The 14,051-nt window shown below is 66.5% G+C and carries 9 protein-coding genes; 6 read left to right on the top strand and 3 right to left on the bottom strand.

Annotated features, from left to right (window positions below; genetic code table 11):
* Nucleotides 1-43: 43 nt before the first annotated feature.
* Nucleotides 44-670: an NADPH-dependent F420 reductase gene (locus ASD79_RS07185; RefSeq protein ID WP_255356967.1), complete on the bottom strand. Its 627-nt coding sequence runs from the start codon at nt 668-670 to the stop codon at nt 44-46.
* A 121-nt stretch (nt 671-791) separates the two neighbouring features.
* Nucleotides 792-1,526 carry an SDR family NAD(P)-dependent oxidoreductase gene (locus ASD79_RS07180; RefSeq protein WP_056720358.1) on the bottom strand — a complete coding sequence of 245 codons (735 nt, stop codon included), beginning with the start codon at nt 1,524-1,526 and terminating at the stop codon, nt 792-794.
* Nucleotides 1,527-1,798: 272 nt separating this feature from the next.
* Here ASD79_RS07180 and ASD79_RS07175 point away from each other — a divergent pair, with 272 nt between their 5' ends.
* From ASD79_RS07175 to ASD79_RS07165, 3 genes are all read left to right on the top strand, one after another.
* Nucleotides 1,799-2,692: a LysR family transcriptional regulator gene (locus ASD79_RS07175; RefSeq protein ID WP_056720357.1), complete on the top strand. Its 894-nt coding sequence runs from the start codon at nt 1,799-1,801 to the stop codon at nt 2,690-2,692.
* 240 nt (nt 2,693-2,932) lie between these two features.
* The gene (locus ASD79_RS07170) at nt 2,933-5,446 is read left to right on the top strand and encodes a TonB-dependent siderophore receptor (RefSeq protein WP_235524351.1); all 2,514 of its coding nucleotides are present in this window, start codon (nt 2,933-2,935) and stop codon (nt 5,444-5,446) included.
* 73 nt (nt 5,447-5,519) lie between these two features.
* The gene (locus tag ASD79_RS07165; protein ID WP_056720356.1) at nt 5,520-7,631 is read left to right on the top strand and encodes a hypothetical protein; all 2,112 of its coding nucleotides are present in this window, start codon (nt 5,520-5,522) and stop codon (nt 7,629-7,631) included.
* A 91-nt stretch (nt 7,632-7,722) separates the two neighbouring features.
* Here the strand turns inward: ASD79_RS07165 and ASD79_RS07160 are convergent, their stop codons facing one another.
* A complete protein-coding gene (locus ASD79_RS07160; RefSeq protein WP_056720355.1) occupies nt 7,723-9,234 on the bottom strand; it encodes a tryptophan halogenase family protein in 1,512 nt (503 codons plus the stop codon).
* Nucleotides 9,235-9,415: 181 nt separating this feature from the next.
* Between ASD79_RS07160 and ASD79_RS07155 the strand changes: the two genes are divergently transcribed.
* From ASD79_RS07155 to ASD79_RS07145, 3 genes are all read left to right on the top strand, one after another.
* Nucleotides 9,416-10,459, top strand: a complete 1,044-nt coding sequence (locus ASD79_RS07155; RefSeq protein ID WP_056720354.1) for a LacI family DNA-binding transcriptional regulator — start codon at nt 9,416-9,418, stop codon at nt 10,457-10,459.
* A 286-nt stretch (nt 10,460-10,745) separates the two neighbouring features.
* Complete coding sequence (locus tag ASD79_RS07150; RefSeq protein ID WP_056720353.1) at nt 10,746-12,584, top strand: alpha-amylase family glycosyl hydrolase; 1,839 nt, start codon at nt 10,746-10,748, stop codon at nt 12,582-12,584.
* Between the two features lie 70 nt (nt 12,585-12,654).
* On the top strand, nt 12,655-13,899 hold the full coding sequence (locus ASD79_RS07145; protein ID WP_056720352.1) for an MFS transporter: 1,245 nt from the start codon (nt 12,655-12,657) through the stop codon (nt 13,897-13,899).
* Nucleotides 13,900-14,051: the final 152 nt, after the last annotated feature.

Below are 14,051 nucleotides of genomic sequence, written 5' to 3'. Positions count from 1 at the left end.
GGGCCCGGGCAAGCAGCGCCTCTGACAGTGGACCGTAAATTCGTTACAGCTCTTTCCTGAACAGGTCCTGGAAGATCAGCGGGCCCCAAGCGCGGCCGCGGGCGTGCACCAGCGCGCCACCCTCGTTGAGCTTTCCCAGCTCGACGGGTGCGAACCCGAGGTGTTTGGCCAAGGCCGCCACGGGAGCGATCGCGTCCTCGTCGTCGCTCGACAGGAAGACGACCCGGTGGCCGCCCTCGACGACCGGATCGGTGGCCAGGGTGGCCGCGCCCAGGTGATTGAACCCCTTGACGAGCTTGGCGCCGGTGAAGGCCTTCGCGACGAAGGCGGAGGACGGGAGGCCGTCCAGCTCTTCAGGGGAAACGCCAAACGTGTTCGTGGCGTCGATGACCGTCTTGCCTTCCCAGCTGGGCAGGGCCTTGGCGACCTCGCGATGCTCCCAGAACGGGACCGCCAGGATAATCGTGTCGGCCTCGACCGCATCCCGCAACGACTTGGCGACGACCGTGGGTCCGATCGCCCGAGCCTGCGGCGCCAACGCCTCGGGCGGATGGCGGCTCGCGACGGTCACCTCGATGTTTCTACGGGCAAAGGCGTGGGCCAGCGCCTGGCCAATCTTGCCGAATCCCACAATCGCGTAGCTCATAGTGCTTCTCCGATCCGTGTTGATATTGATTCCCGGCCCTCAACGGCACTGGGTTGTCCGGTTCGTCGCGTGGCGACTTCCGCGTGAACGTTCGACCGTTCAGCGCGGAAGTCGTTCCGCCATTCCCGCGATCCGGCGCGCGACTTCAGATGGCCGAGAAGCCGCCGTCGACGGACAACTCCACCCCGTTCACGAAGCTCGAATCGTCCGAGGCGAGAAACAGCGCGACCGCCGCGATTTCCTCGGGACGACCCATCTTTCCCCGCGGAATCAGGGATTCGAACATCTGCTTGGCTTCCGCGGTGAGAACCTGGTCCTGCATCGGCGTGGCGATCGGCCCCGGGTGCAGCACGTTCACGCGGATGTTCCTGCCCTTCAGTTCGTTGAGCCACCCGCGTGCGAAGGCGTGCAGCGTCGCCTTGCTCGCCGCGTAGACGCTGTAGCCAGGGAAACCTTTGATCGAAGCAACCGACCCGGTCATGAAGATGGATCCGCCGTCGTTGAACAGCGGCAGCGCCTTCTGGACCGTGAACAGCGTGCCGCGCGCATTCAGGTTGAAGGCCGCATCGAAGTGCTGCTCGGTAATCTCGCCCAGCAGGGCGGCTTCGCCCGTGCCGGCGCTGGCGTACAGGACGTCGATCTTGCCCTTTTCCCGCTTGACCGTGTCGAACAGGCGGTCGAGGTCGTCGAGATTGGACACGTCGCCGCGCACGCCGGTCACGTTGCGGCCGATCAGTTTGACGGCCTCGTCCAGCGCCTCCTGTCTCCGCCCCGTGATGAAGACATAAGCGCCTTCTTCAACGAACCGCTTGGCGCTCGCCAGCGCCATGCCGCTCGAGCCGCCCGTGACGACGGCAACCTTGCCTTCAAGCTTTCCCATGACTTCCTCAAACTCCGTCTTTGGCCGTTCGGGGAGATCCCCGAGGCCCTGGAAGTGGGTCCGCCCGTGCCAGGCGTTGAGTGCGGAAGCGCGCACATCGGTGGTGCGAAATCGATCCGGCTGAATGACTGACGCCAGCCGCGATGATCGGTGTCCGCCGTTCGGAAACTGGGCCACGCTGTTCAGCATGGGCTATGATGACCGCCCGTGCTGGTGTTCGATATGTTCGCCGCGAGCCTTGGAAGCCGCACCGCGCGGCGCGGGAATGCACCATGATCGACTGGGATGACGTTCGCTATTTTCTGGCCGTCGCGCGCGCGGGCTCGCTGCGGGCCGCCGCCGAGCGCCTCGGGGTGAACCACTCGACGGTGCTGCGACGCATCGCCCAGCTCGAGGAACACCTCGGGGCGCGGATGTTCGAAAAGCTGCCTTCGGGCTACCGCCTGACGGCGGCGGGCGAGGAGGCCCTCGAGCTCGCCAACCAGATGGAAGCCTCGTCGCACCAGCTGGAGACGCGCGTCTTCGGGCGCGACCAGAGCGTGCGCGGGCTGCTGCGGGTGACGCTGCCGCCGCCCCTGGCGACACACCTGCTCATGCCGGACTTCGCCGATTTCGTGCGCCTGCATCCGGGCATCGAGTTGGAAATCTTGTCGTCTGGCGAGTTGGCGAATCTGACCAATCGAGAGGCCGACGTGGCGATCCGCGTCGTCTACGACCGCAAAGCCCTGCCGCTCAATCTTCACGGCCTGAAGGGGCCGGAGGTGTTCGGCGGCTTCTACATCTCCGGCGACCGCCTCGCTGAGTGGCGCGCGGGCCCGCCGGATCCCAGATGGATCGCCGTAAGTGGTCATGGCGTCCCGGACTGGGCCCGCGAGAGTGAGGTTCGCACCACGGGGGTCCCATTCAGGACCACGGACGGCGAGGCGCAGATCGTCGCCGTGCGGCAAGGTATCGGCATCACGACGCTGCCGTGCTTCGTCGGCGACGCCGATCCCCTGTTAGAGAGAGTGCCGGGCAGCGACCTACACTTGTATGGACCGGTTTGGCTTCTCACTCAGGGGGAGACACGCAAGACCAAGCGTGTGCGGCTCTTCACCGAGTTCATATCCCGCAGGCTCGCCGCTTACGCTCCGCTTCTCGCGGGGCTGTCCATATCGCGCGACTGACGCCCGAAGTTCTGCACGTAGGCAGACATCCTCGAGATCGCCGGGGATGGCGCGCCCGTCTACAGCGGCTTCGCCAGGCAACCTTCAAGGCTGTTGGCGATTATCCGTGATCGTGGGCCAACGACGGTTCTGACTCGATTGCAAAAACAAACGATTGCATCGAAATTGCAATCGTTCTACATCGCCTAAACGGCACACCTGCAGTTCCAAGTGGGGACCGAATTTCCTTGGGGAGGATTCATGCATAAACGCCACGCTCTTCGCGCCCTGTTGCTCGCCGGTTGCAGCTGCTTCGCGGCTCCCGTCTGGGCCCAGACGGCGTCGACACCGCCCGCCGACACCGCCGATCAAACCGTCAGCGAAATCGTCGTCACCGGCATGACCTCGCGCAATCGCCCGCTGATCACCGCCTCGGCCGACATCACCTTGGCCACGCGCGCCGATATCGAACGCAAGGCCCCGCGCTCGACCGCCGATCTGCTCGAGATGGTGCCCGGCATCTTCGTCGAAGGCACGGCCGGCGAGCTGTCCAACAACTATTCGGTGCGCGGCCTGCAGGGCGGCGGCCAGCGCTTCATCCAGCTGCAGGAGGACGGCCTTCCGGTCATCTACCAGGGTGGCGGCGCGGACTTCTTCTTTTCCGAAGACATCACGATCGACCGGATGGAAGCGGTCAAGGGCGGCACCTCGGGCATCCTGACCGTCAACGGCGCGGGCGCCACGATCAACTTCCTCTCGCGCAAGCCCAATTTCGACAAGCCCGAAGGGATGTTGCGGGCCACGGGCTACAATTACGGCCTCAAGCGCGGCGACTTCTACTATTCGGCGCCGATCGCCAAGAACCTGGCCTTCAACGTCGGCGGCTATGTCCAGAGCAGCCCCGGGGTGCGCAAGAACACCTTCGACTATGAAGGCTATCGCGTGAAGGCGATGCTGGAATATCGCTTCGACGAGGGCGGCTTCCTGCGCGTGACCGGCAAGGTCGGCGACATGCAGGCCGCCTACTATGCCGACCAGCCCTACGCTTACAACAATGGCAAGGCCAGCAGCATCCCGGGCCTGGACACCCAGTTCGGCAACGTCGGCGGCGACGCCTTCACCCGCATTTCCGTGCCGGTGTCGACCTTCGTCGAAAGCGACGGTTTCCGCGATTTCCGGCTCAGCGAAGGCGTGCGGGTCAAGACCAAGCAACTGCGCGTCGATTTCGAAAAGCCGCTGAGCGACAGCGTCGAGGTGTTCGCCCGGGCCCGTTATCTGGACCTGAAGGACGACTTCAACGGCCTGTTCCCCGGTTCGGGCACCGGCAATGCGGGCCTGGCCAACGCGGTGACCTATCTGACGCCGGGTACGAGTTCGCCGATCAACGACCTGCTGACCGCGGGGACCGCCGCCTATCCGGCCACGGTGCGCTTCGGCATCAAGAACCTGCGCACGGGCGTGGTCACCGGAGCGAACGACACCGCGACCCTGAACGCCTTGAACGGCAACGGCTTCCTCCAGCAGACGACGCTGAACCACGACTATCAGTCGGGCCACGACTTCGGCGCCAACATCGGCACGCGCTGGGAGTACACGAGCGGTTCGTTCACCAACTCTCTGACCACCGGCATCCAGTACTATGACGTGCGCCGCAACCAGAACCAGTCGGCGGTCGCGTCGGTGGTCAACGATGTCCGCACCAACAGCGACATCTACGACATCGTCTCGCTCGACGCGAACAACCAGGTCATCGGCACGCTGAGCGACAACGGGCTGGTGTCGTATGGCAACTGGGGCCAGGGCATGCGCCAGCGCACCGACCAGTCGCTGTCGCTCTACGCCAACGATGAACTGGCCATCGGCGACAAGATCCACATCGACGGCGGCGTGCGCTGGGAAAACGACAAGGCCAAGTTCCTCGACGGCAACACCGCGGCGGTCAACCAGCCGGTGCAGCCCGGCGTGGTCGGCGTCGTGCGCACGGTCGGCTCGACCTTCGACGGCGCCTATACCGTCACCCGCCGGACGCAAGACAAGGTCGCCTGGACGATCGGCGCCAGCTACCTGATCACGCCGCATCTGTCGCTCTACGGCCGCTACGCCAACGGCTTCCAGACCAACAACACCGATCCGATCACCAAGATCGAACTCTACGAGGCGGGGGTGCGCTTCGAATACGGCCGCCTCCTCAACGCCTCGGCGACGGTGTTCAAGACCAATTTCGACAATCAGTTCTACAACTTCATCGACCCGTCTGATCCCACGAAACAGACAAGCTTCCTCGCCGACCTCAAGACCACCGGGGTGGAAGTCGACGCCCTCGTGCGGCCCACGGACTGGTTCTCGGTCAATCTCTCCGGCGTGATCCAGGATCCGACGCTCAACAACCTGAGCCTGAACGGCGTGCCGCAGCCGACCTATGACGGCAATCGCCCGGAGCGCACGCCGTCGCGGCTGTTCACCATCACCCCGAGCTTCAAGCTGCCCAACGGCTTGGGCGAGGTCTATGCCCGCTACAAATATGTCGGCAAGATCTATGCGGACTCGGGCAATGGCGTGGCTCTGCCGTCCTATGGCGTGACCAGCGCCGGTGTCACCTTGGACCTGAAGGACAATCTCCAGCTCAACTTCAACGTCGACAACATCTTCGACGTCGTCGGCCTGACCGAGGGCAATCCGCGCCAAGGCCAGACCCAGAACGCGGCCTCGGGCTATTTCTACGCTCGCGGCATCGTCGGAAGGACCTATGGCGGTTCGCTCACGCTCCGCTTCTAGGATGCAGGCCTAAGAGCAAGGCGGCGGACGCGCCAAGCGTCCGCCGCCTTTTTCGCGCAGTTGGAGAGTCGGGATGTTCAAGGATTTTCGTTGGGCCGCCGCCGGCGTCCTGCTCTCGCTGACGGCCTCGGGCCAGGCCTTGGCCACACCGGACCTGGCCTACCAACTGACCGAGGGACAGAACCTCAACGCCTTCGTCCGCGAAAACACGGTCGCGGCCCATCTGCTGCTGCGCAACGGCGTCGATCCGCGCATTCTGGTCGCCTTCCCCGCCGGCAACAGCGGCGTGGGCCTATGGTTCGAGCCCACGGCGCGGCCCGCTGCCTGGCGTCTCGAACGGGCGCTCCAGCCGATCCGCCGTGGCCCGCTCAATGGCGTGATCGTCAGGGCCAGCATCGACGCGCCAAGGCTCGTCGCAAAACAGGCGGTTCTCTCCAGCGTCCGTTACCTGCGGGACTATCAGGCCGTCGGCCGCTTTCCCGCCGAGGTCGCGGTCGAACCCAAGATAGACGGCGACACCATCACCTATCGCCGGGCGCGCCTGGATGGCGCGGCAGGCTATGAGCTGACGATCCGCGTCATCGCCGGCCGCATCGACCAAGGCGCCATCGTCGCCGGTCCCGATGGACGGATCGCGCTGGAAATCACCGCGCTGAGCGGCGACGCGCCGCTGACGCCGCTGCCGGTCGCGCAGCTGCTCAACGCCGACGCGGCGGCGGATCCGGCGGCGCGTAATGCGCTGGCCTTCCTGAGCTATCGCGAGAAGTTCCTGGCCGGCTCCTGGCGTTTCAACACCTATTTCGGCCGCGACACCCTGATGTCGGTGCGGCTGCTGATGCCGGTCCTACAGCCGGCGGCCGTCGAGGCGGGCCTCAACTCGGTAATGGCGCGGCTGTCGCCCGGCGGCGAGGTCGCGCATGAAGAGGGCATCGGCGAGTTCGCCGTCGTCCAGAACCGCAAGGCCGGACATAGCGGCGACGCGGCGGAGCTCGACTACGGCATGGTCGACGACGACTATATGCTCGGCGTCGTCGCGGCCGACTACCTGCAAGGGCCCGGAACGGCGCGGGCGCGGACCTGGCTGGCCCAGCCCCTGACGAGCGAGAGCCAGCCTGGAGTCCGTTCGCCGACGGGCGCGATGCTGGTGAATAATCTGCGTTTCGTGCTGAACCAGGGCCGTGGTTTCGCCGACGCCCCCTCCGCAGGAACGCTGATCGCGATCAAGCCCGGCCGGATGACCGGCGAATGGCGTGACAGCAACGAGGGGCTTGGCCGGGGGATCTATCCCTACAACGTCAACGCCGCCCTGGTCCCGGCGGCGATCGAGGCGGCCGATCGCCTGTTCCGCGCCGGTCTGCTGGACCCCTATCTTTCGGCCGAGGATCGCGTGTTGTTCGCCGACGCCGGGCGTATGGCGCAGGTCTGGCGCGCCAAGGCGCCGTCGCTGTTCCGGGTCGAGTTGCCGGCCGCCGAGGCGGCGGCGTCGATCCGCGCCTATGCCGACAGCCTCGGCGTTCCCTCGGCCCCCGCCCTGAAGGCCCTGGACCGGCAGCCCCTCGTGTTCCACGCCCTGTCGCTGGAGGCCTCGGGCAAGCCCGTGCCGATCGTCAATTCCGACGAGGGTTTCGCGCTGCTGTTCGGTCACCCGTCGGCGGCGGATCTCGACACCTATGTCACCGCGACCATGCGTCCTTTTCCGGCGGGGCTGATGACCGACGCCGGCCTGGTCGTCGCCAACGCCGCGTTCGCCGATCGCGAGGCGCGGGCCCGTTTCACCCCGGCCGCCTATCACGGCGCCGTGGTCTGGTCCTGGCAGCAAGCGCTGCTCGCCGCCGGCCTGGAACGACAGCTGGCCCGATGCGATCTGCCCGCGCCGGTGCGCGCAAAGCTCGTCGCGGCTCAGACCGAGCTTTGGCGCGCGATCCGCTCGACCCGTGCGGTCCAGAGCTCCGAACTCTGGTCCTGGGCCTTCCGAAACGGCCGCTACGAGGTCGTGCCGTTCGGCGCCGGCAAGGCCGATGTCGACGAGTCCAACGCCGCGCAATTGTGGAGCACGGTCTATCTGGCGGTGCAGCCTCCGCGGGCTCTCCAACCGGGGCTTCCCGCGGCGAAGACCTCGGTCAAGGCGAGTCGCCCCGTCATCGGCTCGGGAACCGCGCCGGAATGGAGCCATTGCCCCCGATAGGCCCGTCGGTACCACCCGGCCCCGGGCGCACGACACCCTCGCGCTGTCGTGGGTCAGAGAACAAGCCGGCTGACGATGGTGCGGCGCGCGCCTACGCCAGGACGGACGCCGGCTCGCCGATCAGCGCGGAGATGGCGTCGTCGTGCCTCGGCAGGGTCGGCGTCGCCCGCGCGATCACCGCCTCGATCTGTTCGAGCTGCTGAAGATTGAGGGCCTGGTCCAGCGTATCGGCCAGCGGACTATAGCCCTCGGCGCGCACGCCTTGGCCTTCGAGCACGGCGAGCCAGCTGGCTTCGCGGAACAGCTCGTCCGACGTCAGCATCAGTCGTCCGGCGCGCCGATACTGCTCTTCCTTGTCGGCCAAGCTGTCAGGCAAGGGCATGTGGCGCGTATGCCGCCACAGCGGAGCCTCGTGCCCCTCGGTCGCATGGTAGTGCAGGATCAGGAAGTCCTTGATGCCGTCCATGTCGCGTCCGAACAGCGTGTTGAACCGCCGCGCCAGGCCGGGGTCGCAATCGCGATCCGGAAAGAGGGTGATCAGCTTGGCGATGCCGCTCTGGATCAGATGGATGCTGGTCGACTCCAGCGGCTCGAGAAAGCCCGCCGACAGGCCGATGGCCACGACGTTCTTTTGCCAGGTCTCACGCCGGAAGCCGGCTTTGAAGCGCAGGAATCGCGGCTCGTCGAGCGCCGCGCCGTCCAGGCCGCCCAACAGCGTCGCCGCGGCCTCGTCGTCGGAGATGAAGGCGCTGGCATAGACATAGCCGTTGCCGGTGCGATGCTGCAGCGGAATACGCCATTGCCAGCCGGCGGTGCGCAGGGTGGCGCGCGTATAGGGCGTCGTTTCGGCCACGCGGGCGCAGGGTACGGCGACGGCCCGGTCGCAGGGCAGCCAGTGCGACCAATCCTCGAACTTGGCGCCCATCACCCCGTCGATCAGCAGGGCGCGAAAGCCCGAACAGTCGAGGAAGAGCTCGCCTTCGATCCGCTCGCCGCGATCGGTGGTCAGCGCGGTGACAAAGCCCGTGTCGGGCGCCCGCTCGACCGCCTCCAGCTTGCCTTCGTGCCGCGTGACGCCCTCGGCTTCGGAGAGGCCGCGCAGATACTTCGCATAGAGCGTCGCATCGAATTGATAGGCGTAGCCCAGCGTCGACAGGATCGATCGCGCCTCGCTCACCGGCTTGGCGAACCGATTGGCGGCCGCCAGCTGCGTCGTCAGCGAGAAGGCCGAGAGCGGGCTTTCGAGCCCGTCGGCGCGGGCTTTGAGCCAACGCTGGTGAAACGGAACCGGCCCTAGATCGACGCCGTAGCGTCCGAACGGATGGAAATAGCGACTTCCGGGACGGGCCCAGTCGACGAACTCGATCCCCAGCTTGTAAGTCGCCTTGGTGGCGCGGACGAACTCGGCTTCGTCCAGGCCAATCAGGTCGTTGAACCACTGGATCGTCGGGATTGTCGCCTCGCCGACGCCGACCGTGCCGATCGCCTCGGATTCGAGAAGCTCGATCTTCAACTGGGGTCCGAAGGTCTTGGCCAGCGCGGTCGCCGCCATCCAGCCGGCCGTGCCGCCACCCAGGATCACCAGACGCCTTACTCGATCCATTCCCGGGCTCCCCTTTTTTAAAGCTATATTGCAATCGTTTGCACAAAAGGCAACATCGGTTGCGACCGCGCCCTGGACCGAAAACCCCCTAGGCTAGGCGGGTGAATCGGATTGCCGTACAGGTCCATGGCCCATCGGGCGCTGGACGGTCGCGCATGCGTCGGTCGCGACACGCTTGTGGATGTCGGCGTCGATGGGAAAAAGGGGAAGGTCTCTGGAAAAGTCAGCTCGCATCCGCACTCTTGCTGACTTGGCCAAGATCGCCGGGGTGAACACGGCGACCGTCTCGCGCGCCCTGGCCGATAGCCCCTTGGTCAAGACCGACACCAAGGCTCGCATCCAGGCGCTGGCCCAGGAGCATGGCTTTCGCCCAAACCAGATGGCCAAGCGGCTTCGAACGCAACGCACCGGCGTGGTCGGCATCGTCGTGCCGCTGGGTCACGAGAAGCGTCAGCATCTGTCGGATCCGTTCTTCATGACGATGCTGGGCTATCTGGCCGACGCCCTGACCGAGAACGGCTACGACATCATGCTGTCGCGCGTCATTCCCGACACCGACGACTGGCTGGAAGCCATCATCGGCTCGGGCATGCTGGACGGCGTGCTGCTGATCGGCCAGTCGGACCAGTTCGAGGCCATCGAACGCGTGGCGGCCCATTACCGGCCCCTGGTGGCCTGGGGCAGCCATTGGCCCGAGCAGAGACACTGCTCGGTTGGCACGGACAACTTCGCCGGCGGTCAAATGGCCGGCCAATGCCTGGTGGCCGGCGGCGCCCGCCGCATCGCCTTCCTTGGCGAGGTTCGAACGCCGGAAATAGGCCAGCGCTATGCTGGCCTATGCGCCGCCTTGCAGGCAGAGGGTCTAGCCGCGCCACGGCAGTTCGACGTCCATCTGGCGTCCGATGTCATGGAGCAGGAGATTTCCGCCCATATCGCCGAGGTTGGCGATGCGATCGATGGCGTCTTCGCGGCGTCCGACGTGATCGCCATGACAGCGCTTCGCGTGCTCGCCGACCGCGGCGTCGTCGTTCCCGATCGCATCCGGGTGATCGGCTATGACGACATACCACTCGCCGCCCAGACGGTGCCGCGCCTCACCACGATCCGGCAGGACGTCGCCACCGGCGCCAAGGCGATGGTCGACGCCCTGTTCGCCCGCATCGCCGGCGAGGACGCCGCTTCGGTCCAGATGAACCCCGTGCTTGTCCGTCGCGATTCCGCTTAGGACTGGGCGTCAGCTCGATGGGGCCTGGGCTGACCTAGAGTTCGACTTGCGTCGGACGCTTGCGGGCAATTGCCCCGCGCCTCTTCGCCCTCTGGCCCGAGGCGGACTTGGCGAGCCTCTTGGCGACATCAAATAGGTCATTTTTTCGCAATGCGAACGATTGCATTTGTTCTTGCAATCCTTTGTTATTGCGATATCCAGCGACATGGCCCGCGCCATGTCCAGACCTCCCCGCTGCCCCGGCGCGCGAGCGCTCGGGGATCTTTTAGCTGGATAGAAACCTTCGATGACGTCCCCGAGCCCGTCCGTCCCGCCCGCGACGGCGCCGCATGAGAAAGACGTCGAGCGTCGCTTCCTGGCCGGTTGGCCCAGGCTGGAGGCGCGGTTGGCCGAGGTCTATGGCGAGGATCCGCGTTGGGCGACCTTCATCGCGGCGCTGAAAGAGAAGGTCTGGGCGGCGGCGATCGCGCGTCCGCCAGCGTTGCGCGCCCTCGACGTGCAACGTGAAGCGTCCCAGGACTGGTTGAACCTACCGGGCCAGGGCGCCTACACCTTCTATGTCGACCGCTTCGCCGGCGACCTGCCGGGCGTCCGTGAGCGTCTCGATTACCTCGACGACCTGGGCGTCCACTGGCTGCACCCCTTGCCGCTGCTCAAGCCCCGCCCAGGCGACAGCGACGGCGGCTTCGCCGTGGCCGACTACCGCCAGATCGATCCGCGCCTTGGCGACATGGATGACCTGGAAGCCCTGGCCGCTGATCTTCGGGCCCGGGACATGGGTTTGATCCTGGACGTGGTCTGCAACCACACCGCCCGCGAGCATGCGTGGGCCCAGGCCGCCAGAGCCGGCGATCCGGCCTATCGCGAATACTACATCACCCTGGACGCAGAGGCCGCGGCCGACCGCGAGCGGCACTTGATCGACGTCTTTCCCGACACCGCGCCGGGCAGCTTCACGTATGACCCGGACATGGGCGGCCATGTCTGGACGACCTTCTATCCGTTCCAATGGGACCTCAACTACGCCAATCCGGCGGTGTTCGCCGAAATGCTGGCGGTCCTGGTCTTCCTGGCGTCCAAGGGCGTGCAGGGCTTTCGCCTCGATAGCGCGCCCTACCTCTGGAAGGCGGCCGGAACGACCAGTCGCAATCAGCCCCAGGCCTATGCCATCGTCGAGGCCTGGCATGAAGCCCTGGCCATCATCGCGCCTTCGGTGGTGCTGGTCGCCGAGGCGATCGAAAGCCTGGACGACGTCCTTCCGTTCTTCGGTCGCGACGGGCGCGGCTGCGACCTGGCCTACAACAACGCGGTGATGACCGCGCTGTGGGGAGCCCTGGCCGACGCGGACGCCGGCGTCTTCAACCGCTGCCTGGCGGCCTCGGCCGGCAAGCCGCGGCGGGCGGCCTGGCTCAACTACGTCCGCTGCCACGACGACCTCATCTGGAACGCCCTGGCGGCCTATGCCTCGCCGGAAGACCTGGCCCGTTGGTCGGCCTTCTATGGTCAGGGCGGCGGGTTCTCACACGGACGCGCCTTCCAGACGGCGCCGGGCGGTGTGCCGTCGACCAATGGCATGGCCGCCGCCCTGGCCGGCCTGGAACCGGGCGAGGGGCCGCATTCGGCGGGCGCGCGCCGGCTGACGCTGCTCTATGGGATCGTCCACGCCCTGGACGGCTGGCCGCTGATCTATATGGGCGACGAGCTCGGCCTGCCCAACGACGAGGCCTATGCGGACGATCCGCTGCGCGCGGCCGACGGACGCTGGCTGCATCGCCCGGCGATGGACTGGTCGGCGGCCGGACGTCGCAACCAGGCCGAAACGCTGGAAGCCGAACTCTTCGCCCGTTTTCGCCACTTTGGCGCGCGGGCCAGGGCGCTGGCCGCCCAAGGCGTCGCCGGCCCGGCCCGACCGGTCGATCTGGGCTCGCCGGCGATCCTGGCCTTTGAGCGAACCGAGGGCGCTCAGAACCTGCTGTGCCTGGGCAACCTGGCGGAGGCTCCGGTCTTGGCGACCTTGCCCGCGCCATTCTCGGCCGCGGCGCGCGACGTGCTCACTGGCCAGAACCGGGAAGGCGTGTCGATCGAACTGGGCCCCTACGAACTCGTCTGGTTGGTGACACCATGACGACGGCCGCGCGCGCAGCGTGCGGGTGAGGTCACAATCGGGACGCAGAGTCCGAAGCGGGGAGGCCGACATGACCCAGAAATCCTTGGGCGCGCGAACGACGAACATCGGGCTGATCAAGCTGATGACGTTCCTGATGTTCATGATGTTCGCCATGACCACCGACGCGGTGGGGGTGATCATCCCGCAGATCATCAAGACCTTCGGCCTGGACCTGACCGCCGCCGGCGCCTTTCACTACGCGACCATGGGCGGCATCGCCCTGTCGGGTCTCTGCCTGGGGTTCCTGGCCGACCGCGTCGGCCGCAAGGCGACGATCATCCTGGGTCTTGTCGGCTTCGCGGCCGCGGCCCTGGTCTTCGCCGTCGCGGAGCGGTTCGCCGTCTTCGTCGTCCTGCTGTTCGTGTCGGGTGTCGCCATCGGCGTCTTCAAGACCGGCGCCCTGGCCCTGATCGGCGATATCTCCCGCTCGACCCGCGACCACACCGCCACCATGAACACCGTCGAAGGCTTCTTCGGCGTGGGCGCCATCATCGGGCCGGCGATCGTCGCGGCGCTGCTGGCGGCCGGGACCTCGTGGAAATGGCTCTATGTGATCGCCGGCGTCCTCTGCGTGGGCCTGACGGTGACCGCGCTGCTGATCCGCTATCCCGCGCCGCAAGGCCAGCGCGAGCCGGTCAACCTGGCCAGCATCCTGCGCGTGGCGCGCGATCCGCACGCCTTGGTCTTCAGTGCGGCGGCCATGCTCTATGTCGGCGTCGAGACAGCGATCTATGTGTGGATGCCAACCCTCCTGGCCGGCTATCGCGGCCTGGGCGTATCGCTGGTGGCGTTCGCCCTGCCGATCTTCTTTGTGCTGCGGGCTGGCGGCCGGTTCCTGGGCGCCTGGATGCTGGTGCGCCTGAAATGGTCACTGGTGCTGGCGATCTGCGCCGCGGCGATCCTGGTCTGCTTCGCCGGCGCCCTGGTCGGCGGACAGGCCACGGCGGCCGTCCTGCTGCCGCTGTCGGGCCTGTTCATGTCGGTGGTCTATCCGACCCTCAACTCCAAGGGCATCAGCGGTTTTCCCAAGGCCGAACACGGCGCGGTCGCCGGCGTCATTCTCTTCTTCACCTGTGTCAGCGCCGTGATCGCGCCGCTGGCGATGGGCGTGGCGAGCGATGCCTTTGGAGGCCCGGTCTACGGCTTGGCGGTTGCGTGTGGCCTGGCGCTGATCCTCACGCTGGCCGCCCTCGCCAATGCCGTTTGGAATCCGTTCGAGAAGCGTCTCACAAGCTGTGACGACCGCGAGTACGGCGGACGAGAATGCGAATGAGCGCCAGGCGTACGTCGAGAAACCATCCTTCTCGGGCCGTCGGAATGTCTGCTATCCGGCCGTGGCCTCTACAGGTCGGCCTCGGCGCCGGCCGACGTCCCCGATCCCGAACGCGCGGCGGCTTCAGGCCTGCAATAATCGTGAAAAAAACC

This window comes from Caulobacter sp. Root655 (assembly GCF_001427665.1).
Taxonomy (GTDB): Bacteria; Pseudomonadota; Alphaproteobacteria; order Caulobacterales; family Caulobacteraceae; genus Caulobacter.
This window is presented reverse-complemented; position numbering and strand designations above follow the sequence as displayed.